The organism is Onishia taeanensis, assembly GCF_003268885.1.
In the GTDB taxonomy this organism is placed as follows: Bacteria; Pseudomonadota; Gammaproteobacteria; order Pseudomonadales; family Halomonadaceae; genus Onishia; species Onishia taeanensis_A.
The window spans coordinates 9,908-33,415 of the sequence record NZ_QLSX01000015.1; the positions used below are offsets into that span (position 1 = coordinate 9,908).

26 protein-coding genes and 1 pseudogene are annotated in these 23,508 nt (G+C 59.9%); 13 read left to right on the forward strand and 14 right to left on the reverse strand.

Annotated features, from left to right (window positions below; translation table 11 throughout):
- The 5 genes from BCL93_RS15995 to merT all read right to left on the reverse strand — a co-directional run.
- The coding region (locus BCL93_RS15995) for an FAD-dependent oxidoreductase (protein WP_220086301.1) at positions 1 to 943 on the reverse strand (943 nt) is incomplete at its 3' end.
- Positions 936 to 1,181 carry a mercury resistance system transport protein MerF gene (gene merF / locus BCL93_RS16000; RefSeq protein ID WP_112056282.1) on the reverse strand — a complete coding sequence of 82 codons (246 nt, stop codon included), beginning with the start codon at positions 1,179 to 1,181 and terminating at the stop codon, positions 936 to 938. The genes BCL93_RS15995 and merF (BCL93_RS16000), both read right to left, overlap by 8 nt.
- Before the next feature lie 73 nt (positions 1,182 to 1,254).
- The gene (gene merF, locus BCL93_RS16005; RefSeq protein WP_008957403.1) at positions 1,255 to 1,512 is read right to left on the reverse strand and encodes a mercury resistance system transport protein MerF; all 258 of its coding nucleotides are present in this window, start codon (positions 1,510 to 1,512) and stop codon (positions 1,255 to 1,257) included.
- 2 nt (positions 1,513 to 1,514) lie between these two features.
- The gene (merP, locus tag BCL93_RS16010; RefSeq protein ID WP_006911918.1) at positions 1,515 to 1,811 is read right to left on the reverse strand and encodes a mercury resistance system periplasmic binding protein MerP; all 297 of its coding nucleotides are present in this window, start codon (positions 1,809 to 1,811) and stop codon (positions 1,515 to 1,517) included.
- 13 nt (positions 1,812 to 1,824) lie between these two features.
- On the reverse strand, positions 1,825 to 2,175 hold the full coding sequence (gene merT, locus BCL93_RS16015) for a mercuric ion transporter MerT (RefSeq protein ID WP_112056284.1): 351 nt from the start codon (positions 2,173 to 2,175) through the stop codon (positions 1,825 to 1,827).
- Positions 2,176 to 2,248: 73 nt separating this feature from the next.
- On the opposite strand from merT, the gene merR reads away from it, so the two are divergent.
- Positions 2,249 to 2,695: an Hg(II)-responsive transcriptional regulator gene (gene merR, locus BCL93_RS16020; RefSeq protein ID WP_112056286.1), complete on the forward strand. Its 447-nt coding sequence runs from the start codon at positions 2,249 to 2,251 to the stop codon at positions 2,693 to 2,695.
- Between the two features lie 126 nt (positions 2,696 to 2,821).
- On the opposite strand, the pseudogene BCL93_RS16025 reads toward merR, so the two are convergent.
- Positions 2,822 to 3,675, reverse strand: a pseudogene (locus BCL93_RS16025) (IS5 family transposase).
- Positions 3,676 to 4,331: 656 nt separating this feature from the next.
- Between BCL93_RS16025 and BCL93_RS16035 the strand changes: the two are divergent.
- From BCL93_RS16035 to BCL93_RS16090, 11 genes are all read left to right on the forward strand, one after another.
- The gene (locus BCL93_RS16035; protein WP_205742751.1) at positions 4,332 to 5,078 is read left to right on the forward strand and encodes a TVP38/TMEM64 family protein; all 747 of its coding nucleotides are present in this window, start codon (positions 4,332 to 4,334) and stop codon (positions 5,076 to 5,078) included.
- A 394-nt stretch (positions 5,079 to 5,472) separates the two neighbouring features.
- Positions 5,473 to 5,811: a cation transporter gene (locus tag BCL93_RS16040; RefSeq protein WP_112056292.1), complete on the forward strand. Its 339-nt coding sequence runs from the start codon at positions 5,473 to 5,475 to the stop codon at positions 5,809 to 5,811.
- A gap of 186 nt (positions 5,812 to 5,997) precedes the next feature.
- Complete coding sequence (locus BCL93_RS17730; RefSeq protein ID WP_112056372.1) at positions 5,998 to 6,150, forward strand: transposase; 153 nt, start codon at positions 5,998 to 6,000, stop codon at positions 6,148 to 6,150.
- A 200-nt stretch (positions 6,151 to 6,350) separates the two neighbouring features.
- The gene (locus BCL93_RS16050) at positions 6,351 to 6,713 is read left to right on the forward strand and encodes an NADH-quinone oxidoreductase subunit A (protein ID WP_112056293.1); all 363 of its coding nucleotides are present in this window, start codon (positions 6,351 to 6,353) and stop codon (positions 6,711 to 6,713) included.
- Between the two features lie 50 nt (positions 6,714 to 6,763).
- Positions 6,764 to 8,668 (forward strand): heavy metal-binding domain-containing protein, encoded by a 1,905-nt coding sequence (locus BCL93_RS17565; RefSeq protein ID WP_258396662.1) that lies wholly within the window; start codon positions 6,764 to 6,766, stop codon positions 8,666 to 8,668.
- A complete protein-coding gene (locus BCL93_RS16065; protein WP_112056301.1) occupies positions 8,665 to 9,561 on the forward strand; it encodes a complex I subunit 1/NuoH family protein in 897 nt (298 codons plus the stop codon). Before BCL93_RS17565 ends, BCL93_RS16065 begins: the two co-directional genes overlap by 4 nt.
- The gene (locus BCL93_RS16070; RefSeq protein WP_112056303.1) at positions 9,561 to 10,097 is read left to right on the forward strand and encodes an NADH-quinone oxidoreductase subunit J family protein; all 537 of its coding nucleotides are present in this window, start codon (positions 9,561 to 9,563) and stop codon (positions 10,095 to 10,097) included. Before BCL93_RS16065 ends, BCL93_RS16070 begins: the two co-directional genes overlap by 1 nt.
- Positions 10,094 to 10,405 carry an NADH-quinone oxidoreductase subunit NuoK gene (gene nuoK / locus BCL93_RS16075; RefSeq protein ID WP_112056305.1) on the forward strand — a complete coding sequence of 104 codons (312 nt, stop codon included), beginning with the start codon at positions 10,094 to 10,096 and terminating at the stop codon, positions 10,403 to 10,405. The genes BCL93_RS16070 and nuoK overlap by 4 nt, the downstream gene beginning before the upstream one ends.
- Positions 10,402 to 12,225 (forward strand): NADH-quinone oxidoreductase subunit L, encoded by a 1,824-nt coding sequence (locus BCL93_RS16080; RefSeq protein ID WP_112056307.1) that lies wholly within the window; start codon positions 10,402 to 10,404, stop codon positions 12,223 to 12,225. Before nuoK ends, BCL93_RS16080 begins: the two co-directional genes overlap by 4 nt.
- Before the next feature lie 15 nt (positions 12,226 to 12,240).
- On the forward strand, positions 12,241 to 13,710 hold the full coding sequence (locus tag BCL93_RS16085) for a complex I subunit 4 family protein (protein WP_112056309.1): 1,470 nt from the start codon (positions 12,241 to 12,243) through the stop codon (positions 13,708 to 13,710).
- Positions 13,710 to 15,074: an NADH-quinone oxidoreductase subunit N gene (locus BCL93_RS16090; RefSeq protein WP_112056311.1), complete on the forward strand. Its 1,365-nt coding sequence runs from the start codon at positions 13,710 to 13,712 to the stop codon at positions 15,072 to 15,074. Before BCL93_RS16085 ends, BCL93_RS16090 begins: the two co-directional genes overlap by 1 nt.
- 400 nt (positions 15,075 to 15,474) lie before the next feature.
- On the opposite strand, the gene BCL93_RS17570 is transcribed toward BCL93_RS16090, so the two are convergent.
- From BCL93_RS17570 to BCL93_RS16130, 8 genes are all read right to left on the reverse strand, one after another.
- Complete coding sequence (locus tag BCL93_RS17570; protein WP_240724529.1) at positions 15,475 to 15,732, reverse strand: hypothetical protein; 258 nt, start codon at positions 15,730 to 15,732, stop codon at positions 15,475 to 15,477.
- An 18-nt stretch (positions 15,733 to 15,750) separates the two neighbouring features.
- Positions 15,751 to 17,079: an APC family permease gene (locus BCL93_RS16100; RefSeq protein ID WP_240724537.1), complete on the reverse strand. Its 1,329-nt coding sequence runs from the start codon at positions 17,077 to 17,079 to the stop codon at positions 15,751 to 15,753.
- A 226-nt stretch (positions 17,080 to 17,305) separates the two neighbouring features.
- The gene (locus BCL93_RS16105; protein WP_112056316.1) at positions 17,306 to 18,376 is read right to left on the reverse strand and encodes a YncE family protein; all 1,071 of its coding nucleotides are present in this window, start codon (positions 18,374 to 18,376) and stop codon (positions 17,306 to 17,308) included.
- Positions 18,377 to 18,492: 116 nt separating this feature from the next.
- Positions 18,493 to 20,964, reverse strand: coding sequence for a copper-transporting P-type ATPase (locus tag BCL93_RS16110; RefSeq protein ID WP_175070158.1), 2,472 nt, complete (start codon positions 20,962 to 20,964; stop codon positions 18,493 to 18,495).
- A 91-nt stretch (positions 20,965 to 21,055) separates the two neighbouring features.
- On the reverse strand, positions 21,056 to 21,310 hold the full coding sequence (locus BCL93_RS16115; RefSeq protein ID WP_205742484.1) for an SHOCT domain-containing protein: 255 nt from the start codon (positions 21,308 to 21,310) through the stop codon (positions 21,056 to 21,058).
- A 175-nt stretch (positions 21,311 to 21,485) separates the two neighbouring features.
- On the reverse strand, positions 21,486 to 22,160 hold the full coding sequence (locus tag BCL93_RS16120) for a methyltransferase family protein (protein ID WP_112056318.1): 675 nt from the start codon (positions 22,158 to 22,160) through the stop codon (positions 21,486 to 21,488).
- Between the two features lie 3 nt (positions 22,161 to 22,163).
- Positions 22,164 to 22,508 (reverse strand): DUF5676 family membrane protein, encoded by a 345-nt coding sequence (locus BCL93_RS16125; RefSeq protein ID WP_205742485.1) that lies wholly within the window; start codon positions 22,506 to 22,508, stop codon positions 22,164 to 22,166.
- A complete protein-coding gene (locus tag BCL93_RS16130) occupies positions 22,501 to 22,854 on the reverse strand; it encodes a YHS domain-containing protein (RefSeq protein WP_112056319.1) in 354 nt (117 codons plus the stop codon). Before BCL93_RS16130 ends, BCL93_RS16125 begins: the two co-directional genes overlap by 8 nt.
- 481 nt (positions 22,855 to 23,335) lie before the next feature.
- Between BCL93_RS16130 and BCL93_RS17295 the strand changes: the two genes are divergently transcribed.
- Positions 23,336 to 23,500, forward strand: coding sequence for a hypothetical protein (locus BCL93_RS17295; protein WP_168709072.1), 165 nt, complete (start codon positions 23,336 to 23,338; stop codon positions 23,498 to 23,500).
- Positions 23,501 to 23,508: the final 8 nt, after the last annotated feature.

Sequence of the window (23,508 nt, forward strand, 5' to 3'; positions counted from 1 at the left end):
CGATGCCCTCGCGGCGAAACGCCGCCTCCACCGCATCCCCTACCGCCGGGTCTTCCTGGGACAGCAGGCGGCTGCGGGCCAGCACGGTGACCTGGCTGCCCAGCCGAGCGAAGGCCTGGGCCAGTTCCAGGGCGACCACTGAGGCCCCGATCACGATCAGCCGCTTGGGAAGGGTATCCAGTGCCAGCGCGCCGGTGGAGGTCAGGTAGGGAGTGTCGGCCAAGCCCGGCACCGGCGGTGCTGCCGGTCGGGCGCCGGTGCCGATGAAGGCGCGATCGAAGCGGACGGTCTGCTCGCCGCCCTCATTCAGCGTGACCGTCAGGCTATGGGCATCGACGAACCGCGCCTCGCCGTGCAGGACAGTGATGGCCGGGTGGTCGCGCAGAATCCCCTCGTACTTGGCGTCACGCAGTTCCTCGACACGTCGCTGCTGCTGCTCGAGCAGCTTGGCCCGATCCACCACCGGCGCCTGGGCGCTCAGGCCTGCATCGAAGGGACTTTCCGTACGCAAGTGGGCAATATGGGCCGCGCGAATCATGATCTTCGAAGGCACACAGCCTGTATTGACACAGGTACCGCCGACGGTGCCGCGTTCGATCAGGGTGATCCGGGCGCCGCGCTCGGCGGCCTTCAGGGCCGCCGCCATGGCGGCGCCGCCGCTGCCGATCACCGCGATGTGCGGGGCGTCTTCATCACGGCCCTTGGACACCGATGCGCCTGCCGGGGAAGTGGGCCCACTGTTGGCCAATCGAGCTTGGTAGCCAAGTCGGGTCACGGCAAACGTCAACGCCGAGGCCGGTGTCCCCGGATCAACGGCTACCGATGCCGTCCCCTGAGGATAGGATACCTCCACCGACTGCACGCCGGGCAGCTTCTCCAAGGCTTCCCTGACATGATCCGCACAGCGGTCACAGGTCATGCCGCTCACGTTGAGTTCAATCATCACGTTTCTCCGAGTCTTCATTAGTAAAGCCGGCATCCTGCTTCCGCTTGTGGTATCGCGCGTAGAGAGGTAAGCCGATGACGATGGCCAGGGCGGCAAACAGCAGGTAATCGAGATAGCCTACCAACGCGGCCAGGCCCGCCGTACCGAATAGCACCAGGGCGATTGGCCCGGCGCAACACAGCACCATCAACCCGGTGCCAAGCACGACGCTTAAAAATTTCTGCGAATCTTTCACGCTTATTCCTTCACCGTGGCGGACAAGCTCGTAAACAACTCACCCGATGACCGCGATGTGCAGCTGCTTGATGTCACTCAGGGGGCGTATTCCTTGATTTGATAGAGCCGTTGTCACAACAGGCGTCGAACTGCTTCTTACGCCAAATCGCATAAATGGTCAGGCCGATGAAGAAGGCCAGGGCCGGCAATAACACAACGTCGAGATAGCCCGTCAGCGCCGCCAGGCCCACCGTGCCAAGCAGGATCACCAGGATCGGCGTAAAGCAGCACAATGCCACCAGGACGGTGCCGATCACGCTCACGCGCAGCAGGGTCTTGGGATTCTTCATGATCACTCTCGATCCGCTTGCGAGGATGTCGGGGTTGATGGATACCCAGCGTTGGTGGTGGCTTCGGTCAATGCCTCCACCGACGTTCGGGCGTCGTCAAAGGTGACCACGGCCTCGAGATCCGCGTAGCTCACGTCGACTTGCGAGACGCCGTCCACCTTGTTGAGGGCGGCCTTGACGGTGATCGGGCAGGCGGCACAGGTCATGCCCGGCACCGACAGCTTCACGGTCTGCAGGGCCGCTAAGGCGGGCGTGCTGAGCAGGGCGAGTAGCGCGATGAAGGCGAAACGAGCTTTCATGGTAGATCTCCTTTTAATAGAACAGGGGCAAGACGTAGGGGAATACCAGGGCGATTAGCACCAGCAGCAATACGAGCCAGAAGATCGCCTTGTAGCCCGTCCTGACCCGTGGCACGGCACACACCTCTCCCGGCTGGCACTTTTCCACTGGCCGAAAGACGCGACGCCAGGCGAAGAACATCGCCATCAGCGCGACGCCGATAAAGAGCGGGCGATAGGGCTCCAGCGACGCCAGATTGCTGATCCAGGCGCCGGAAACGCCCAGCGTGATCAGAACCAGCGGGCCGAGGCAACACGCCGAGGCCAGGAGGGCCGCGACTCCTCCGGCGGCCAGGGGTCCTCGCCCCGTTTTAGATGTCCGCATTGACGATTCTCCTTTCGGGATGGGGGGAGCTACGATAAGGTTACTTCCGTAGCTTGGTACGGAGTCAAGCATCATGAAGAGACATGCAGATAAAGTGGCGGACACCATGACCATTGGCGGCCTGGCCAAAGCGGCCGGCGTCAATGTCGAGACAATCCGCTATTACCAGCGACGAGGGCTATTATCGGAGCCCGAACGACCTCCCGGAGGTATTCGACGCTATAGTGCCGCCGATATCGACAGGTTGACGTTCGTGAAAACGGCGCAGCAGCTAGGCTTTAGTCTGGATGAGATCAGTGACCTACTTCGGCTGGAAGATGGCGCCCACTGTCAAGAAGCCAGTGCTCTCGCAGAGCACAAGTTAGGGGACGTTCGCGAGAAGATCGACAGGCTTGAAAGAATTGAGAAGGTGCTGAGCGAAATGGTCGACCGATGCCATGCAAAACAAGGCAATATCACTTGCCCGCTAATTGCGTCATTGCATGAAGGGCTCAGAGAAGCAGAAGACCCAAGGGAGTAACTCACCTTCAGTTCGTAGAAAACAACGCGGTCAAAGAGTCGCGATCATCTATGGACCATGTCGACAAGGAAAGTTTGCATGACTAGCTTGCCTGACAACATCCTTCACCTTCCCGAGTACCACGTCCTAGGTTTTGTCTGAAAAGTCTGCACGCAAACAACGGTCTATGCAGGCCAGGCATACCAACGCCTTGAAACTGCTGGCGAGCTTGTCATAGCGCGTGCAGACACGGCGTAGTTCCTTGATTCAGCCGATGCAACGCTCGATGACGTTTCTTTCCCGGTAGCGCGGCTTGTCAAATCCCCTGGACGCCCCCGGCCGTGGCTTTCGGAGCATCTTGCGTCTGGCAATGATCGGCTTCATCCGGTGGCGGTCGCAGTACCGGCGGAGGGAATCACTGTCGTAGCCTTTGTCCGCCACGATGTATCGGCAACGTTTACGTGGTCGTCCCACTCGCCCAGGCAAATGGACGTGCTCCATGGTAGGAACAAAGTGGCGGGTATCCGAATCCTGCCCCGGCGACACGGTGAACGTTAGTGGCCAGCCATGCCGATCGCAAAGCATGTGGATCTTGGTAGTCAGGCCGCCTCGACTGCGCCCCAGCGCATGGTCTATGGGTTCTTTCGATCCCCCTTTTTGCCGCCTCCAGAGGCAGCCCGGGTGGCCCGGATCGAGGTGGAATCGATCATCCAGGTATCCAAATCCATCAGCCCGTCTTCCCGTAGCTTGAGATGTAGCCGATTCAGGATAGCCTCGAAGGTGCCATCGTCTCGCCATTGCCGGAAGCGGTCATAGACGGTCTTCCAGGGACCATACCGCTCTGGGAGATCGCGCCATTTGGTGCCTGAGCACAGGATCCAGAAGATCCCGTTCAGCACTTGGCGGTCATCCCGGAGCGGGCGGCCCATTGTCTGAGGCGGTGAGACGATGTCTTCGGTCATCTGCCAGCTTGCGTCTGAGAGTTCGTGACATCCTGCCATGCATCACCTATGCAGTTACGGCATCGGAAACATTAGCAAATCAGACTTTTCGGACAAAACCTAACAACTGCCCCGTCATGCACCTTGTTGCCTTAACTCATTGCTATCGCCATTCTTCCTGCTCGCGCTCGTCTTACTGCTAACCTAGAACGCCACGAGCGTGGCATCTGTGCGCCCCTTCAGCGGCGTAGCGCGCCGTAAGGAGCTAGGCCCCAATGCACAGAGCCAAGTTCATACGGCATGCCCTTCCATATAGCCAGCATAGCCAACATGTGTGACTCCAACACCCAAGAAGGCGACCATTTTATCCTGTACCTCGATGACCTAATTGCTCGGCATGTGTATGGAACTGGAGAACGGCGCCAGAGAGGGCCTCAATCCGGTTCCGCACAGGGCTGCGGTTGCGATATGAAGCCACCCGATAGTTCGCCCCCTATGTCGGCGATTACTGGGAAATCTTATGCCGACATGGCTGACTTGGCTCGTGCCTCGTGGGATGCCACCGGGGATACTGGCGTCGTCACCGGCGTGAAGATGTGGCTCTTATCCAGCCCTAACGTCATAATGGTTCGCGCTGAGGCCTCATAAAATATGCGAAGAATCAGGATCTCTCGGTCCTGACCCTGCGATGCGCTCTAGGTCAGAGAAAGGGAGACATGGTTAGCCCGCACAAGATCGATACTGGCGCCCCGAAACGCCTTTCCCGTGCTTCATGGCGACGCATCATGTTGGGCATGGCGGTACTTACCGTTTTTCTCGCCACCGCTCTGGTGCTGTGGCGAACCGGCATGCTGGATGCCTTGCTGGCCGGCGACACCCTCGAACAGGCAGTGATACGGCTTGGCCCATTCGGTCCAGCACTGGTCGTTGGCCTAATGATGATCGCCATCGTCATGAGCCCGATCCCAAGTGCCCCGATCGCGCTCGCTGCCGGCGCGGCCTATGGTCATGTCTGGGGCACACTTTACGTGGCCATCGGCTCCGAGGCCGGCGCGCTCATCGCCTTCGCCATTTCCCGCCTGCTAGGATATGACGCGATGAGAGCCTGGTTGGGCATGCGTCCCTCCAGCGGTCTTCTTCATCGTTTCATCACCTCCCAGAACGCCCTGATGGCCGCCGTTTTCGTGACCCGGCTGATGCCGTTCCTTTCCTTCGACGTCGTCAGCTATGCGGCCGGCCTCTCGCCCCTCAAGGCCTGGCGCTTCGCCATCGCGACGCTGCTCGGCGTCATGCCGGCGAGTTTCCTGCTGGCGCATTTCGGCAACGAACTCGCCTCCGACGATCTGCGCCGTGCGGGCCTAACGGTGCTCGCGCTCGGCACCCTCACTCTGCTGCCGCTGGCCTGGAAGGCGGCGCCGACACGCTACCGATCCGCCCTCAAGCGCTTGCTGCATCTGAGGTAGCCGGTCAGCGTCTCACCAAACACCCGCTGAGGCCGGCTATGACTTGCACCCCGGACATTTCTCGCTGACGTATCCATGACATCCACAACAGTAGCTCCCATTCAGCCTTGGTTCAGCTTTGTCGCCCAGGCTGATGGCGTGCGACGTAGGAGTGAGAATTGCATAACCGTGATCCAGGACTGGTGCTGCCCACCCTCTAGCGGCACACCACAATTTGACCATTGGGTAACACAAGGGTTGTAGGATACTCACACATGATAAGTGGAGGCTCCGCCTGCATCATCCGGGCTGCTCCGTTCTGCGAGCCCCGTCCGGAACGATCAGAAAATCGCCCCCCTGCAGGGAAATGACGCTAGCGAGGTCATGACGACACAGACAAGAAGGAGTGCTCCACATGTCCAAGAATGAACTCCGTCTAGGCGTGAATGAGATCCATCTAGTGACGCGTAAGTTGAAGCTCGAGCCCTGCGATGCCGATGCGTTACGTCTGGCCATCGCACAGATAGACGAGCTATTCGGACTGCAACGCGTCACCTACGACACCGACAAGTGCAAGCTCATCATGGCCTATGACGGGTCGCGGCTGTGCATCGACCATATCGAAGCGATCCTCGCCCGGCACGCCATTGAGATCAGTCACGGCTGGTGGAACCGCTTCAAGGAAGACCACTACCGGTTCGTCGACCAGAACATCAAGGACAATGCCAACAAGGAGCCCTGGAGCTGTCATTGACGGCTCCCGTCGTCACCGACGCCAGGTCGTTCCACGCGGCATCGATGGTGCGGAGTGCCCCGTATTTACGTCAGACGAAGATCCCCCACTGTCAAGCTAGTTGGAGCCTCAGCGGCTGATAGACTCTGAACCCTGGAGGGGCGAGACGAGGCTCCGATGAAGTAATCCGACGAGCGCCGGGAAGCTATCCTCAAGAAGCTATTCCCGCCCCATAACCGCACGGTCGCGGAGGTAGCTGAGGAAGAAGGTATCTCGGCGACCACGTTGTACAACTGGCGGAATAAGGCCCGGAAAGCGGGTCGTCTGCTGCCCGACCAGGCGGATGATCCCGAAGGCTAGAGCTGATGTGACAAATTCCATGCCGTGCGTGAAATGGCCGCGCTGAGTGACGCCGAGCTGGCCGAATACTACCGGCAGCGTGGTTTGTACCCTGATTAGTTCCAGCATTGAACGTGCGTCAAGCGTTCGGGCGATGGGCCAAGCAACGCCCACCGGATCATAGATTTCACCGACGTGTAACTGGCTACTCTGGAGGAATAATGAACGCTACGCAGCAATACGTTCTGCTACTTGGCCTGGCGCTGGGTACCGTGGGTATGGTGCTTTCCCTTTACAGCTTGTCCCGCGCCATAGGCCCGACACGCGGGGAGCCGGGCAAGGATGTGCCGGCGAGTTCCGGAGTCCTGTCGCGGGATCCGGTATGGGGGCGGTATCACGCTCGTTACTATGGATACGCGTTGCTGTTTCTGGCTTTCGATATGGAGATGGCATTCATGTACCCGTGGGCCGTTGTGTACAAGGAAGTAGGAATGGTTGCCTTGCTTGATATGGGCGTGTTTCTTGCCATTCTTTTTCTCGGTCTGCTCTACGGGTGGAGTCAGGGGGCTTTCAGGCGGCAATGAGTTCTGATCCAGCAATAAACCTAACGGGCGCACGGCAGAAACGTTACTCAGTGCTGCAGAAGCTGGTTTCCCGGGCCCTGGCGCGTAACCTGAGCTGTCTGATCGTTCCGGGCCCGGAAGTGGCCCTGGCGCATGGTCTGGACGTGACTGCAGCAGGCTTGCGCATTGCAACCACGCCACGCGATGCCAGCGTGCTTCTGATTGTCGGAGATCTGCCCGGGAAAATGGGGGATGCCGTGGCAGTGCTCTACGCGCAGATGCCCCGGCCGCGCGCGATTCTCATGGTAGGCGGGCAGACACCGTCGACTTTATCGGGTGACGATATCTCCTCAGACCTCTCGCAAGAAGATCTGACCGAAGCCGTAGGTCAGCTAAAGCGGGCATTGGCTGACGGTGCCTTTACAGACTCGCCGGAGGATTTCGACGCCTCTGTAATGCACGCCAGGATCGAGTATGTCTGCCCCATGCATCCCGAAGTTGTGGAGGATGAGCCGGGTAGCTGCCCCAAATGTGGCATGGACCTGGTAGCCCGCGAAGCCGGGGAGTCAACCCCTGACGGCGGCAGCGATCATGAACATCACGAAGATCACGAACACCATGGCCACGAACACGAGCATTGCCATGACCAGGAGCACCAGAGCCACCATGAGCACCAGAGCCACCATGAGCACCAGAGCCACCATGGGCATCATGAGCATCATGATGGCCATGATCAGGACCACGGCCACGACCACGACCACGACCACAATAACGAACACCAACCGGAACACGCTCCCGAAAATGCTGGGACCGAATATACCTGCCCCATGCACCCCGAAATTGTTCGGGACGAACCGGGCAGCTGCCCGAAGTGCGGCATGGATCTGGTAGTCCGTGAATCTGACGACCACTCAGAACATGAACATTCCGGCCATGATCACGGTGAACACGATCACGGTGAACACGATCACGGTGGGCATGATCATGAAGGACATGATCATGGTTCCTCGGGATTCATGTCCATGATTGAAGTCACCAAAGACCTGCCGCGCAGCGCCGACGGCCTGCAGATGGACTGGCTTGAGGTGCCGTTCGGTCCGGTCTTCCCTGGCTTGCCCGGCGGACTGAAGTTGACGCTGACCCTTGATGGTGACGGCGTAACGGAGGGGCAGGCGATCTCCCTGGTGGGGGTGACCAGCAAAGGTGACAATGTTGAAGAAAGTGAAGAGATGGATGCCGAGACCTTCATTGCGTATCTGTCAGCTGCAATTCCGCTCGCGCCGGTGAGCTACCGTCTTTTGGCTTGTCTGGCAATAGAGCAAGCGGCAGGACTGGAGGACGATTCGGCAAACGCCGGTGCCCGCACTGGCGCCCTTGAGCGTGAGCGCATCGCCAGTCATCTTGGCTGGCTGGCTCAGTTAGGGCGCCAGCTCGGCTTCGCCTGGCTGACGCAACGGGCTTCAACTCTGCAACTGCAAGTCAGAGAGGCTAACCGGGACAGTCTTGCTGCCCTGGAGCCAGCGCTGCGTACATTGGGTACCCGCCTTGAACGAACGCCTTTGCTTAAATCGCGGCTGATGGGAGTCGGTATACTGCCAACGGAATCTTCTGGTTTGCGCGGCCCCGTAGCGAGTGCTGCCAACGAAGGCGGAGATGCCTGGGCGCGCCTGTGGCAGCGCCTGGCCGAAATTTCGGCCAGCCTTGACCTTATAAAGTCGGGCGCAGAACCGGAGCTGCCGGTTCTGCGCGACGTTGGCGATGTGTCAGGAACCGGTGAGGCAACCGTTGACACTCCGCGCGGCGAGGCCCGGCTAAGTCTGAAACTGGAGCGCGGCCATGTTAAGTCATACGAGCTGGACACCGCCTGCAGTCACCATATCGGCCTGGTCCCGAAGCTTGTCGAGGGCCAGGAACTGGGCGATGCGCTGCTGGCAGTCGGGTCACTGGACCTTTCGCCCTGGGAGGTGACTTCGTGACTGTCGCCATCGTTTTGCTCGCGCTGCTTGGCAGCGCCTGGCTGCTGGCTGTGATTGAGGGCTGGATGGCCACTGGGCGTCTGAGTCCGGCGGCGCCGCTGTTCAACGGCCTGGCTCACCTCGGACGTGAATCTATTGTGCCGCGCTCGCCGGACCGGGTCTTTTTCGAGGCGGCGCCGGTGCTGCTATTGGTCGTAGCAGTGCTTGGCATGGCGGTCCTGCCGCTGGCGCCGGATCTGATCATCGCGGACCTGGGCACCGGCGCGCTCTTCATCAACGCGGCCCTGGCCTATGTGCTGGTCGCGGTGATCATGGCTGGCTGGGGGCCGGATGGCGCCTACGCGATGATCGGCGGCTGGCGTTTTCTGGGCCAGCTTATTGCCTATTCCATGCTTATTGTCATGCCGATCACGGCCGTGGCCATGCGTGCAGAGTCCCTGGTGAACACCGCGATCGTTGGTTCCCAGAGCAGCTTGTGGAACATCGTCTACCAGCCTCTGGGCTTCGTGCTGTTTTTCATTGCCGCCATGGCGCTGGCGTTCCGTGCCCCCTTCGATCTGCCCACCGCAGAAGGGGAGCTTGGCGGAGGTGTGGACGCCGAGTACACCGGGGTGCGCCTGGCAGTGCTGCGCCTGGCCCGACTGACGCTGGTGGTTACTCTGGCTTCGGCGACCACGGTGTTTTACCTCGGCGGCTGGCATGGCCCGCTGCTGCCGCCCTGGGCCTGGAGCCTGATCAAGACCCTGGCCGTAGCCGTGTCGATGCTGCTCGTCGGTCGCTACCTGCCACGCATTCGCGAGGCGGATCTGATGCGGTGGTGCTGGATTATGGGCATCCCCCTGGCACTGGTTAATATCATTATTGTCGGTTTACTGATCCTGGTGGTTCCCTAATGTACGCACAGGCTTTTTTTGTCGCTGTGTTCGGGCTGGCCGCAATCGGCTTCGGCCTGGTGGTGTTTCGCACATCGTCCATGGTCCGTTCCGCACTGGCGCTGTTGTTTTCGCAGACCGCCGTCGGCTGCATGTTTCTGGCGATGCAGACCGAATTTCTGGGTGTACTGCAGATCATGATGATGGCCACGGAGATGAGCATCATGGCCATCTTCATGGTGATGTTCATGATGGATCCCGGTGGGCTTGGCGGTATGGATATGAGCCACCAGAAGCGCTTCTCGATCGGTGCCGGGGTCAGTGCCGCCGTTGTTGCCATCGCCATTGCACTGCTGTCCGACTGGGGTCCCTTGGCGGACCAGGTGCCGGACGCGGAGGCGCAGACACGGGCGCTGGGCATGGAGCTGCTCGGGCGCTCGATGATGATCTTCGAAACCGCTGGCATCACCATCCTGACCGCGATGATTGCGGCCACGGCGGTGGCAATTCCGGTGCAGAACCTGGCGAGTAAAAACGACAAGGAGTCATCGGAATGACCGCAGTTCTGATAGTAGCGCTTCTGATCGGCGCAATACTCTTCGGTATCGGTATCTATGGCGCACTGTCCCAGACCAATCTGGTGATGATCATGATGGGCGTGGAGCTAATGCTGGCGGGCGCGATGGTGAACCTGGTCGCTTTCTGGCGCTTTCTGCACCCAGAAGCCTATTCCGGCCAGATGTTTGTGCTGGTGGTGATGACGGTTATGGCGCTGGAGATGGCGGTCGGCTTTGGCATTGCCATCGCCCGCTTCCGGGCCAAGGGCTCGGTAGAGATGGAAGAAGCGCAGGACCTTAAAGGATGAATGCAGTGGTCCTGCCGATATTACCGCCGCTGATCGCCGCCCTGGCCGTGTTGATACTGCGCCGGTGGCCGCCTGCACTGGCCCTGGCTGGCGCAACGCTCAGCCTGGCGGGAAGCCTCTGGCTTCTGGCCCGGGTGGCTAGTGGTCAGACCGAAACCCTACTTATGCCCGGTCTGCCGGACATGCCACTGCGACTGGTCGGCGTGCCGCTTACGGCGTTATTGGCCGTGACGGTGGCCACGGTGGGTACATTCGTGCTGATCCATGCCGTCGGTTACATGAAGCGAGGGTCTGGTCAGGCGCGCTTCTACGCCGTAATGTCCCTGTTCCTGGCCGCCATGCAGGCGCTGGTGCTGGCCGGCGACTGGGTTCTGCTGCTGGCGGCCTGGGAACTGATCGGCCTCTGCAGTTACCTGCTGATCGGCTTCTGGTTCCAGCGGCCCGAAGCCGCGAACGCAGCCAGCCGCGCTTTCCTCTATACCCGCAGCGCAGATCTCGGGCTTTACGTTGCGGTATTCATACTTATCGGGTCGGCAGGTACCAGTGAGATTGCCGTCTCCCTGACCGCTGGTGGTAGTGCCTCGACCGCGGCCGGGCTTCTGTTACTGCTGGCCGCCATGGGCAAGTCGGCCCAGGTTCCCCTGCAGGACTGGCTGATGCGCGCCATGGCGGGCCCGACACCGGTCTCGGCGTTGTTGCACTCGGCCACGCTGGTGGCGGCGGGCGCGATCCTGCTGATCCGCTCGGCCCCGCTGCTGACTCCTGAAGCGCTTTTCGCCATTGGGCTTGTTGGTGGCGTTACCACGGTGGCAGCCGGGGTGATTGCGCTGGCCGAGCGTGATCTCAAACGCCTGCTCGCGGCTTCTACGGCCAGTCAGTACGGCCTGATGCTGATCGCAGTGAGCGCCGGGGTTCCGCTGGCCGCCCTGTTGCACTTGCTCGCCCATGCTGCCATCAAGAGCAGCCTGTTCCTGGCTGCCGGTGATTTCCAGCATGCGCGTGGCGATACCACTTTCGATCGGCTGAAGGGCGTTGGCCGCTCCAGACCCTGGGCCTTCGCTGGCTTTGCTCTGGCGGCGCTGGCACTGGCTGGCATTCCACCGCTGAGCGGGTTCTTCTCCAAGGATGCGGTTATCACCGCCGCTCTGTCTGCACAGGGCGCCGTCTGGCTCGGCCCTCTGGCCCTGGCAGGCACTCTGCTGACCGGCGCCTATATGGCCCGGGCTTTACGCTTGCTCTGGCAGAGCTCCGGCGATACCCGGCCGGTCGCCGGTACTGGCTGGATGCGCGCTGGCATCTGGGGTCTGGCGATCCCCGCCGCAGGCCTGGGTCTGGCCTTTGGTCCACTCGAAACAATGCTTGATCTGCCGGTGCCGGAAACCACAGGTATCGGCGCCATATTGTCCGGACTCGTCGCCGCCTTGGGTGGTCTGGCGCTGGGCTGGCTAGTGCCGGTCAAGCGTCTGCTTGGGCCTGCCCATCAATGGGCAGCATCGGGGCTAGTGGTTGCGGGCGGGCTCACCGCCTGGGTAGGTCGGCCCGTAATGGCTGTTGCCCGGCGGTGTGACCGTCTGGAAGGCCACCTTTATGCGGCCGCGCTTGGCGTCGGTCGCGCCAATCTGGCGGTGGGTCGCTGGGTTCGGGGCGGGGATGAGCGTGGTATCGACGGTCTGATCTTCGCCCTGGTGGCCGGTGTGCGGGCCCTGGGCGCGCGGGCGAGAACCCTGCAAAGCGGCCTGATCCATCACAGCCTGGCGATCAGCGCCGTAGCCACCGCTGTGCTCCTTGTCATCCTGTTTTCAGCTTCACTGAGTTTCTAAAGGAACCCTGTATTCATGCTACCACTCGTATCTCTGACCTTGTTTTTGCCTCTCGCCGGCGCCGTGCTGATTCTGTGTTTGCCGAAGCCGACGGCGCGGACAGTGCATGGCATAGCGATCGTCAGTGCCGCCCTGACTCTGGTCGGCGCTCTGGCCATGTGGCTGCAGGGGGTGAGTGGTGAGGGCTTTTCCCAGGTTGAAGAGCTGGAATGGATGCCGGCCATCGGCGCCGCTTATCGGGTCGGGGTTGATGGCATAAGCCTGCCGCTGGTGCTACTGAGTGCCGTGCTTTTCCTGGTTGCACTCATCTACGCCTCGTCGCTTCGCGATCGCCCGCGGGCCTACGTGGCCCTGGTCCTGCTTCTTGAGACCACGGCGATCGGTACCTTTACCGCCCTGGACGGGATTCTGTTCTATGTGTTCTTTGAAGTTTCCCTGGTGTCGATGTATTTCATGATCGCAGGGTGGGGACACGAAGACAGGCAACGTGCAGCGCTGATGTTCTTTATCTACACCCTGCTGGGCAGCCTGCCATTGTTGCTTGCTATTCTGGGGCTTTACCTCGGCAGCCCTGATCCTACCTTCGATATGCGGGCCTGGATTGCCCATCCTCCGCTGGAGGGGGCGGCGGCCATGTGGGCGCTGATCGCCATGCTGATTACCTTTGCGGTCAAGATTCCCGCCGTACCGTTGCATACCTGGCTGCCGGCAGCCCATGTTCAGGCGTCGACCGTTGGTAGCGTCATCCTGGCTGGCATCATGTTGAAATTCGGGACTTACGGGCTTGTGCGCTTCGCCCTGCAAATGACCCCTGACGCTTTCCGCGAAGCCGGAATCGTTGTTCTGTTCTTCGGTGTCGTCAGCGCGATTTACGGCGCCTTTGCCGCCCTGGCACAGACGGATCTCAAGCGCCTGGTGGCCTATACCTCAGTCAACCACATGGGCTACGTGATCGTCGGCGTCGCCGCGGCTGCGCTAACACTGGATCCTGCCGTGCGTGCCACCGCTCTGGACGGTGCCGTGCTGCAGATGTTCAGTCACGGTCTGGTCACCGGTGCCCTGTTTTTCCTGGTGGGCATGATCCAGGAGCGTGCCCAGACCCGCGAAATGAGCGAGTTTGGTGGCCTGCTCAAAACAGTTCCGCTGCTTGGCTGGCTCTTTGTGCTGGCAGCTTTCGCGTCTCTGGGTCTCCCGGGCCTCGCGCACTTCCCGGCTGAGTTCCAGATATTCCTCGCGACTCTCGGTACCACTCCCATTGCCGTTATCGTGATTCTGGGCATTGCCATTATCGCCGGAACCTTTCTCAAGGCACTGCGTGAAACCTTTCTGGGTGAGCCCCGGGAGCGCTGGAATAAAATGCCGGATCTGAGCCCGCGCGAAATTCTCGCTGTGGCGCCCCTGCTAGTGCTCACTGTCGCCACAGGTGTTGCGCCGTCCTGGGTGCTGGACATCATTCACCGGACCACATCGGTACTGGTGCTGTAATGGGTCGAGATCTCGCATTATTAATCCCGGAAATTGCCGTCCTGTTGACGGCTGTCGGTGCGCTGATCGCGGAAATGCTGCGCCGACCCCGAATTTCGCTGGCTGTCGCCGTCATCGGCTTGCTCGTTGCCACGGGGCTGACCCTGCGCCTGCTGGGCACAGACACAACGGTGTTTGGAGGCAGCTTTCGAATCGATGCTCTGAGCATCTGGGCCAAGCTTATTTTGCTGCCTGCTACAGTGCTTTCGATGCTGTTGGCGCGGGTGGATGTTCGGGGGAGCGCCCGCGAAGGTACGGTCTATAGCCTGCTGATCTTTGCCACCCTCGGCGCCCTGGTTCTGGCAGGGGCAGGGGATACCATGTTCCTGGTACTGGGTACACTGCTGACCGGCCTGGCCACCTTTGCCCTGGTTGCCTATCCGGATACTGATCCGGCGACCGAAGCTGCGATGAAATTCTTTGTATTCGCTTCGGTCACCACATCGATCATGATTTTCGGCCTGAGTTACTGGTTCGGCGCTTCGGGCTCCACACTGATTGCCGATCTGCCGGGGATGGATACGATGCCGATGGCTGTCATTCTCGGGTTCGTGGCTGTTGTTGTTGGTCTGGGCTACAAGGCATCGCTGGTTCCGTTTCATTTCTGGGCGCCAGATGCCTACGAGGGCGGGCCCCTCTCGATTGCAGCTTATCTGTCTGTAGTGCCCAAGGTTGGCGCCCTGTTTGCGCTAACGCAGGTGGTTCGTGACCTGCCCCCGGAAACCGGTTGGACTGCCGTCATTGCGGGCCTCGCGGTTCTCAGCATGACCTATGGCTATCTCGCTGCACTGGTGCAGGACAACGTCATCCGGCTGCTGGCCTATTCGTCGATTGCCCAGTCCGGTTATTTTCTTCTGGGCATTGTGGCGGTGGGCTCAAGTGAGCTTGCACTACCATCGATCATTCTGTTTGCCGCCGCCTATGCGGCCATGAACCTGGGTGCTTTCGCGGTTGCCGCCGCAACCGGGCGCACTCTGAACGATTTTGACGGGCTGGGACGTGCACGGCCGATTATGGGTATTGCAATGGTGATCTTCCTGCTGTCGCTGGTCGGCATTCCGCCGCTGGCCGGCTTCGTCGGCAAATTCATGCTCTTTGCTGCTGCCATCGACGTCCAGTTCACCTGGCTGGCAATCATAGCGATCGTCAACAGCGTGCTCTCGCTCGCGGTGTATCTACGCATCGTAGTGCCAATGTACCGGACGGCGGAAAAGACAACCATTTCACCGGGCACATGGCCCGGCATCGTGGTCATGATCACGTTTGCCGCCACATTGATCATCGGACTGGCCGCTCAGATTTTCCTAGCGGGACTGGCGACGTGATCGGACTCGCTATCAAAACGTCCGAGACCATAGACTCACGGACTGGCGGAGCATCTAGGTATCGTTCTTTAGGCTTTGACACCTGGACTCAGGACAATAAACTTCTTATAGCTGCGCCTCTCCTTATAGGCGCATCAGCAGGTTAGCAGTATTTCGGAGGTCGGGCTCACGGGTCTATGTAGTTATAACCCGGCAATTTCACAGATCATCCATCCTCCCCGTCTGACGAACAAGGCGCATTGCTTCGTGTTGCTCCAGCTCAAGAAGGGATTCGAGTAATTCCTTTGCTTCAGGAATTTCTGCCTTACCTATGAGGTTGCGATAAAGGTCCGTCACCTGATCATGGAAATCGAAGATTTCCCGGCAGATCTCATTGAAACCCAGCGCAGCATAGGGTGCATCACAGGTTCGATGCGTACGGATCGGGCTTGTGTTCCAGATGATCATATATATAGGTATTCAATGCTTTGGGGGCGGCTCGACGCTTGAACTCTCTGACAACAAATTCCATCTCATTCTCATGATCCGCCAGATAAGTAAGCAGCATCCTGGCACGCTCTTCTTCATTATGATCGGCACAATGAGAAAGACAGCGTGCCAGATTCTCATGAAGCTGGCGTGTCCAGTCGACCAGATCACCAAACGTTTTTACCTCCATGATCCTGCTCCTCTGAAATCAGTGGGAATGCATGTTGTCGCTGTGATTTGATGATTCTTTACGAGACAGAAAGAGACGTTCGCCAACCAAGATAGCCGCCATGACAACCGATGCTACTATCAGCACCAGGGGATCTGTCGTCGCTTTTACCCAAAGGAAGCCTGCCAGCACGACGACATCCAGCAGTATCGCAATAACCAGCACGATTGGGTTGGCACCGACTTCCTTGCGAAGATGACGCAACACCCCCCAATGAATAGCGATATCCATGATCAAGTAAAAGATGATACCAAGTGCGGCGATACGGCTAAGGTCAAAAAATGCCGTCAGAACCAAACCAAGCACGACGGTATAGACCAGGGTATGCTTCTGGATACTTCCTGGCATATGAAAGTGACGATGCGGCACCAGTTCCATTTCCGTCAGCATTGCCAACATGCGTGAGACTGCAAATATACTGGCAATGATGCCACCCGCGGTGGCCAGCATGGCAAGAATGACGGTAAACCAAACGGCGGCCTCTCCAAAAGCCGGCCGCGCAGCAGCCGCAAGTGAATAGTCTTTAGTTTCGATGATTTCCGTCAGGGACAAGTTACTCGCTACTGCAAACCCCACCAACGCATAGATAACGACGCAAAAACCGATCGATATCATGATCGCCCTGCCGACATTGCGATGGGGATCTTTTATCTCTGAGCCACTGTTGGTAATCGTCGTGAACCCCTTGAAGGCCAGAATACCCAACGCAGTCGCACCCAGAAAGCCTGTAAAAGACCCCTCAGGAGCCGATGCCGAGGTTTCCATACCGACGGAGTCGGCGAATATGACACCGACGACGCCAAACAATAGAATCCCACCAATTTTTATGAACCCGATTACTGATGCAACGCCCTGGATCAACTTGTTGGCGGTGAGGTTGATTAAGAATGCAGAAATAAGCAGCGCCACACCCAGTAGAGGCACATACAGAGACCTATCTCCTAGATCGAAGAGTTCAAGTGTGTAGGACCCGAAGGTTCTCGCCAGGAAACTCTGAGCGATCACCATGGAGAAATACATCAAGAGCGCATGAAAAGCGGTAGGTAGCGTCGATCCATAAGCTTTCTGCAGATACATGCCGATCCCACCTGCCGAAGGATAGGCATTAGACATCTTCACATAGGAGTAGGCACTGAAGGAGACGATTAGTGCCGATGACAAGAAGGCAAGAGGGAAAAGCGCTCCCGTCATCTCGGCCATCTGTCCTGTCAAGGCAAATATGCCAGCTCCAATCATGACCCCGGTCCCTAAAGCAATCGCGCCGACCAGAGACAGGCTATCTTTTTTATATTGTGGCGTTCTATCCATTGGCTCCATTATCTTTCTCCTAGCAGTTCACCTTGCGTCTCATCGATGCTTGGTTCCCGTGCCGATCTAGTACAGGCCGATCCCCTTCTCGATCACGCAGTAGATGCCAGTCAGCCATGCGACGATTCATGCCACACCCAATCGATGGCATATAACCGGCCTGGCCATGCCCCCCTGATGTGCGCTAGCTGCCATGAATCCTTCTCGATCGTAAGAAGAAATAATTCTATCGCGTGTCCAGTGAGATCTGGTGACCTATTCCATCGAGCGAAATGGTGTATAGAACCTCGAGAGAAGCCGGGTCGAGCACCCAGAGCTTGCTTTCCTCACGACTGGTGACAAGCAGCCGGCCATCATCCGGTACCACCGCCAGATGGTAAGGGGCCGTGGACAGGGTGATACTCTGCCGAGTCCCGTCGTCGAGCGTAATCCGGACTAACCGATCATCGCCCTGGCTGGTCGCGTAGAGGATTTGCCCATCTGGGCTCAGACCGACACCATGGGGGGCATCGCCGACCTCATATTCGCCCGTCACGCTGCCGGCAGGCAGATCGATCACGACGACGCGTCCGGCCGAGTCATCATTGACATAGAGCCGCTGATTGTCGCGTGAGAGCACCATATGCTCCGGGCTGCCGCCGACACGCAGGTTTCGCTCAACGAACCAGTGCTGAGTGTCGATTTCGCTGACCGTCCCGTTACCCGCGTTGCTGACCAGCAGCGACTGACCGTCTTCGCTTTCGACGACGTAGTTCGGATTCGGACCCGTTGCCACCGTCTCGATATGCTTTCCGGAATCCAGCGACACGACGCTGATGCTGCCCCCCATGGGATGAGTCGAGACGGCATAGCGACCATCGGCCGTCACCAGCACATGATGAACCGGGCCGGGAACTTCCAGCTTTCGCACAATGGCATTGGTGGTCGTATCCATCATATACAGCACGCCGGTGTTCTGCTGATTGGCCGCTGACTTTTCTCCGCCACCGTGATGGGCCGCATGTTCGTCTTCCGTCACGCCCTCCGGGGGGCTGACGTTTTCCTTCGTATCGCGTGGTGTGAGGCTGCCGGCGATCAGGTAGCGACCGTCCGGCGTTAGTGCAGAACCGTGCGTATTGAGGGTATTCGGAATGGAGGGCATCACCTGGTAGCTCTCCAGGTCAATGACGCCAATGGCATCTGCCGAGCCCATCGGCACGAAGGCGCGACTACCGGCTGCCATCGCGGCCATCGATGCGCCCAGCATGACCCCTGCCACGATTGCGTTGAGCCATTGCTTCGTTGATTTGCGTTCCATGCTGGCACCTCTTTGCTGGATACGCCGCGGGACGTAGGCCCCATAGGGGCGATGCCCACACAGCACTTAGTTGTTGGGTCCCGAGAAGAAGTCCTAGCGCTTGTCCTCGACCATGGTCAGATCTTCACCCGACGCAGCCGCAGCGAATTCGTGACCACCGACAAGGACGACGCGCTCATCGCAAAGGCGGCGAACATCGGCGAGATAAGGATACCGAGGAACGGAAACAGGACCCCGGCCGCGACAGGCACGCCGGCCCCGTTGTAGATCAGCGCGAAGAACAGGTTCTGCTTGATGTTGCGCATCGTGGCCAGCGACAACTTGCGGGCCCGCACGATGCCGTCGAGATTGCCCTTGACCAGGGTGAAGCTTGCGCTTTCGATCGCCACGTCGGCGCCGGTGCCCATGGCGATGCCGACATCGGCCTGAGCCAGGGCGGGGGCATCATTGACCCCGTCGCCCGCCATCGCCACCTTGCGGCCTTGTTCCTGCAGTTCACGGATGATGCGGGCCTTGTCTTCAGGCATCACATCAGCGCGGATCTCGTCGATGCCCAGTCGCCCAGCCACCGCTTTCGCCGTCCGCTCGTTGTCGCCCGTCGCCATGATGATGCGGAAGCCCAGTTGGTGCAGCGCCTTCAGTGCCTCGGGCGTTGTCTCCTTCACCGGGTCGGCGACACTGACCAGACCCGCGATGGCGCCGTCGAGTACGACGAACATCACCGTCTCGCCCTGGTCACGGCGGTCATTGGCGGTGTCCGACAGCTTGCCGCCGTCGAGGCCCAGTTCGGCCATCAGCTTGGCATTACCCAGCGCCACCGGCTTGCCGTCGACCACACCCTTGACGCCCATGCCGGTCACGGCCTCGAAATCGCTGGCATCGGCGAGTGTCACCCCACGTTCCTCGGCGCCGCCTACAATCGCCTCGGCCAGCGGGTGTTCGGAGCCGCGCTCCAGACTGGCCGCCAGGCGTAGCACCTCGGCCTCGTCATGCCCCTCTTCCGGCAACACCGCCACCAGCTTCGGTTTGCCCTCGGTCAGGGTGCCGGTCTTGTCGACCATCAACGTATCGACCTTGGCAAAACGCTCCAACGCCTCGGCATTCTTGATCAGCACTCCCAGCTGGGCGCCGCGCCCGGTGGCCGTCATGATCGACATCGGCGTGGCCAAGCCCAGCGCACAGGGACAGGCGATGATCAGTACCGCCACCGCCGAGACCAGCGCATAGGACAGCGCCGGCGCCGGCCCCCAGATCGCCCAGGCGATGAAGGAGAGAATGGCGACGCCGATCACCGCAGGGACGAACGTGCCCGCCACCTTGTCGGCGAACTTCTGGATCGGCGCGCGGGAGCGCTGGGCATTTGCCACCATCTCGACGATCTGGCTGAGCATGGTATCGGCGCCGACACGGGTGGCTTCCATGACCAGACTGCCGGTGCCATTGATCGTGGCCCCGGTGACCTTGTCGCCGTCGACCTTTTCCACAGGCACCGGCTCGCCCGTGATCATCGACTCGTCGATCGAGGAGCGGCCTTCGACCACCACGCCGTCCACCGGCACCTTGTCACCCGGCCGCACCCGCAGGTGATCACCCACCTGCACGTCATCCAGCGCGACCTCTTCTTCGCTGCCATCGGGCCGGATCACCCGCGCGGTCTTGGCAGCCATGTCCAGCAGCGCGCGAATCGCTTTGCCGGTGCCTTCACGGGCGCGCAACTCCATCACCTGACCCAGCAGGACCAGCGCGACGATCACCGCAGCGGCCTCGAAATAGACGCCGACATTGCCGCTCTCGTCGCGAAAGCCCTCGGGAAAGATGCCCGGCGCCAGCAGCGCGACGATGCTGAACAGATAGGCCGAGCCGACTCCCATGGCGATCAGGCTGAACATGTTAAGATTCATCGTCCGAAAAGAGTTGACACCGCGGACGAAGAACGGCCAGCCCGACCACAGGATCACCGGCGTCGCCAGGACGAATTCGATCCACAGCGTGGTGCGCTCGCCGAAAACGTCGCGGATCGCCGTGAGGCCCAGGAAGGGAGACATCGTCAGCACCAGCAACGGGACCGTGAAGATGGCCGCGACCCAGAAGCGCCGGGTGAAGTCGATCAGCTCGGGATTCGGCCCCTCATCGCCGACCGCCGACGATTCCAGCTCCAGCCCCATGCCGCACAACGGGCAAGCGCCGGGGGCGGTCTGGCGCACCTCGGGGTGCATCGGGCAAGTGTAGACGGCGCCGGCATGCCCGGCCGGCACCTTGTCGTACTTGCCGCCACGCACCGGCGTACTAGCCTCATGGTTGGCATTATGGTCCGCCTCGTGCTCGTGACACTGGTCGTGGACAGTATCGTCATGGCCGGCGAGGGCCTTTGGGTCATCGCTTACCACGGGCACGAGGTGCATGCCGCATTTCGGGCAGTCACCCGGCTGGTTGGCCACCACCTCCGGGTGCATCGGACAGATGTACTGGTCGACACTCTGGTGGTCTCCCTGGCAGCCGGCAGAGACGTGGTCCGTCTCGCCACTGCCTCGTGCTGATACATCATGCGATGCATGCCCGTGACAATGGTCGTGCTGATCTTGTTTCATGGAATCGTCTCCGTCGCCTTCATTGGCAGATGGAATCTCAGGATCGCCTGTTCCGTGATCGATTTGTCGCCATGGTGCTCATGCAGATCCATCAATGACGCAGATCGTTCCTGCGTTGCTCGTATTCCTCACGGTCGATCTCTCCCCGGGCATAGCGTTCTTGAAGAAGGTCCAGTGCCGTTGGCCGCGGCGGGTCCATGGCGTCGCCCCGCCCCCGGCTCAGGCGACGTACCAAGAAAACGGCCAAGGCGATAACGGCGCCCCAGAACAGCACCATCATGAACCCGCCGAAGAGCACATGCCCCCAGCCATCGTTGCCCATATACCCCATCATATCGCCCCACATGGTCGGATCTCCTTTCGTCATGAGGCACTCTGATGTCAGGCTAAGACCTGTGTGTTGCCCAAGGGTCAAGCTGAAGAGGCGAACGCATGCAGCTCTCGACTTCGGTCAACGTTCGGCCTGGATCATGGCATTTCGGCCTTAAGTGGCCGCCACTCCGGGATTCTGGCAAGAGCTCTTAGTGCCGCCCTGCCTGCTCATCATGAGAAATACGTGATCCATCGGCTAGCGTTCGCCACTGCCCCCAGCGAGGAATGAACATCGGCACCCTCCGCTGATAGGCGCGATAGGCGTCACCGAAATGGGCCAGCATCTGCTGTTCCTCGCGATGGGCCAGCCAGGCATAGGTGATTACGATCAACGGAAACAAACCAACCGAGAATAGCGTTGGCCAATGCACCACCCCCTCACCGAACAAGGCGATGAACAAACCCGTGTATTGCGGATGCCGTACGAGGGCATACAGTCCTCCGGTAACCAGGCGGTCCTCGCGCCGTGCCTTGTAGACTTGCCGCCAGCCTTGGATAAAGATCCCGATACCGGTAAACGCCAGTCCATAACCGAGCAGCATGGAGACAAGCATGCCGGTTTCTCCCAGCCCCACCAGCGTCGACCAGAGACTGGCGCTAACATACTCGCTATCCAGGCCGAAGAAACGCACCAGCAGATAGATAGTGAGTGGAAAGCCATACATCTCGGCGTAGAGCGCGATGATGAAGGCCTGCACCGCGCCGGCACCGGCCCATTCGCGCCAGTTCTTCGGTGCGAAATAGCGATAGAAGAACCAGGACACCAAGACGATGACGATCAGCGCGAGGCCCCAGGCCCCGGTATGATTGATGGATTCGTTCATAGCCTAGGCTCCGCTGTGCCGGTGGAGGCGTGTGACAAAGAAGTTGTAGAGCGGGCCGAAGACCAGGGCCACGTACCAGCCGTAGCCGAAGCTTTCAGCCAGGCCCAGGAAAAAACTTGGCCAACTCAACCAGGTGAAGCCAGGCAGGAATCGCAACCAGCTTTCGTACATCGCCTGGTCGGGAAACAGCAAGTCGAAGCCGACACATAGGATGAAGGTCACTGCCAGAAATAGCCCCAGGCTCATCCCCAGTGCGATCACGGGAATCCGCGGCGCGGCTTGACCCGGCAAGGGCGTGCCATGACGCGACCTGGGCTTGGCCATCGGAGCTGGATCGACGTCAGGCATCTTGGTTCTCCAGTTGGGCTGGCCGACTTTCGGTATCCGGGCTGACATATTGCTCGGGCGCTGCCTCGAAGCGTTCCCGACAGTCACGCGAACAGAAGTAATAGACGGAACCGTCGTGGACGCTCGGCTTGGCCTTCTCGGTGCTAACGGTCTTGCCGCAGACAGGATCCACGTCTTCGGCTGGCGGAATCCAGCGCGGGCCTTCGGAGGCCGCCCGGCTCTCTGACGCCACCTCGCCATGCTTGCCCTTGTCACGGCCATGCCCCATCACGTGAGCACCGCAGCCGAAGCGCATCATCAGGAAGATGAGTCCTGCCCAGAGCATGAAATACACCAGTTCGTTCATCGCCCTTCTCCTTTATCATCAACGCCTCACCGCTGGACGCCAGCGAGCTCGATGCCAGTCTGAGGCCTATGGGCAACCCAAGAGGCAAGCAGAACGAGATGTCACGTACTGCGATGCGATTCTTATCCCTAGAAAGCGTATCCCGCCAAGCTGAATCGATGCTGAATGCTGATCTTCGACTCCCGGCGAGTATCACTCTCCCGTCCCTATCTAGCGATCGGAGGCACCCATTCTTCTGCGGTCACCGTAAGCGGCCTGTGACCGCGCGGCCTGTCGAGGCTTATCTGTGAGTCAGTGCAGTCAGGGGCGGCGGGTGCCAAAGCAAGTGATCGAACACCGCACGATTAGGCCTAGCTAACTGGACTCAGCCTGGTTTCAGCTTCGCCCTCTACACTAAAAAAAGACAGTAAGAGGTGTCTCATCGAGCATCTCTGCGTGCCGCCCTCAGAGTGGTGACGGCTCTCGATTCCAGGAGGCGATCATGAAACAACGACGCTTTCTCATCGGCGCGTCGAAGGTAGGAGGTTGCATAGGGGCGACATTCACGACGGAACCAACACCGATCAATCTGGAGGTTCCGCCTTACCGTTTCCTGTCCGAGGCTCGAGTCAAGATCGGCGTCGACCCCCAATCAATGACAGCCTAATACCGAGA

What these genes read in the sequence shown, in the direction of transcription:
- merF (WP_008957403.1), bottom strand. Translation starts at nt 1,512, where the DNA reads ATGAAGAATCCCAAGACCCTGCTGCGCGTGAGCGTGATCGGCACCGTC.
- merP (WP_006911918.1), bottom strand. Translation starts at nt 1,811, where the DNA reads ATGAAAGCTCGTTTCGCCTTCATCGCGCTACTCGCCCTGCTCAGCACG.
- merT (WP_112056284.1), bottom strand. Translation starts at nt 2,175, where the DNA reads ATGCGGACATCTAAAACGGGGCGAGGACCCCTGGCCGCCGGAGGAGTC.
- merR (WP_112056286.1), top strand. Translation starts at nt 2,249, where the DNA reads ATGAAGAGACATGCAGATAAAGTGGCGGACACCATGACCATTGGCGGC.
- BCL93_RS16035 (WP_205742751.1), top strand. Translation starts at nt 4,332, where the DNA reads ATGGTTAGCCCGCACAAGATCGATACTGGCGCCCCGAAACGCCTTTCC.
- BCL93_RS16040 (WP_112056292.1), top strand. Translation starts at nt 5,473, where the DNA reads ATGTCCAAGAATGAACTCCGTCTAGGCGTGAATGAGATCCATCTAGTG.
- BCL93_RS16050 (WP_112056293.1), top strand. Translation starts at nt 6,351, where the DNA reads ATGAACGCTACGCAGCAATACGTTCTGCTACTTGGCCTGGCGCTGGGT.
- BCL93_RS16070 (WP_112056303.1), top strand. Translation starts at nt 9,561, where the DNA reads ATGTACGCACAGGCTTTTTTTGTCGCTGTGTTCGGGCTGGCCGCAATC.
- nuoK (WP_112056305.1), top strand. Translation starts at nt 10,094, where the DNA reads ATGACCGCAGTTCTGATAGTAGCGCTTCTGATCGGCGCAATACTCTTC.
- BCL93_RS16080 (WP_112056307.1), top strand. Translation starts at nt 10,402, where the DNA reads ATGAATGCAGTGGTCCTGCCGATATTACCGCCGCTGATCGCCGCCCTG.
- BCL93_RS16085 (WP_112056309.1), top strand. Translation starts at nt 12,241, where the DNA reads ATGCTACCACTCGTATCTCTGACCTTGTTTTTGCCTCTCGCCGGCGCC.
- BCL93_RS16090 (WP_112056311.1), top strand. Translation starts at nt 13,710, where the DNA reads ATGGGTCGAGATCTCGCATTATTAATCCCGGAAATTGCCGTCCTGTTG.
- BCL93_RS17570 (WP_240724529.1), bottom strand. Translation starts at nt 15,732, where the DNA reads ATGGAGGTAAAAACGTTTGGTGATCTGGTCGACTGGACACGCCAGCTT.
- BCL93_RS16100 (WP_240724537.1), bottom strand. Translation starts at nt 17,079, where the DNA reads ATGGATAGAACGCCACAATATAAAAAAGATAGCCTGTCTCTGGTCGGC.
- BCL93_RS16105 (WP_112056316.1), bottom strand. Translation starts at nt 18,376, where the DNA reads ATGGAACGCAAATCAACGAAGCAATGGCTCAACGCAATCGTGGCAGGG.
- BCL93_RS16110 (WP_175070158.1), bottom strand. Translation starts at nt 20,964, where the DNA reads ATGAAACAAGATCAGCACGACCATTGTCACGGGCATGCATCGCATGAT.
- BCL93_RS16115 (WP_205742484.1), bottom strand. Translation starts at nt 21,310, where the DNA reads ATGTGGGGCGATATGATGGGGTATATGGGCAACGATGGCTGGGGGCAT.
- BCL93_RS16120 (WP_112056318.1), bottom strand. Translation starts at nt 22,160, where the DNA reads ATGAACGAATCCATCAATCATACCGGGGCCTGGGGCCTCGCGCTGATC.
- BCL93_RS16125 (WP_205742485.1), bottom strand. Translation starts at nt 22,508, where the DNA reads ATGCCTGACGTCGATCCAGCTCCGATGGCCAAGCCCAGGTCGCGTCAT.
- BCL93_RS16130 (WP_112056319.1), bottom strand. Translation starts at nt 22,854, where the DNA reads ATGAACGAACTGGTGTATTTCATGCTCTGGGCAGGACTCATCTTCCTG.
- BCL93_RS17295 (WP_168709072.1), top strand. Translation starts at nt 23,336, where the DNA reads ATGAAACAACGACGCTTTCTCATCGGCGCGTCGAAGGTAGGAGGTTGC.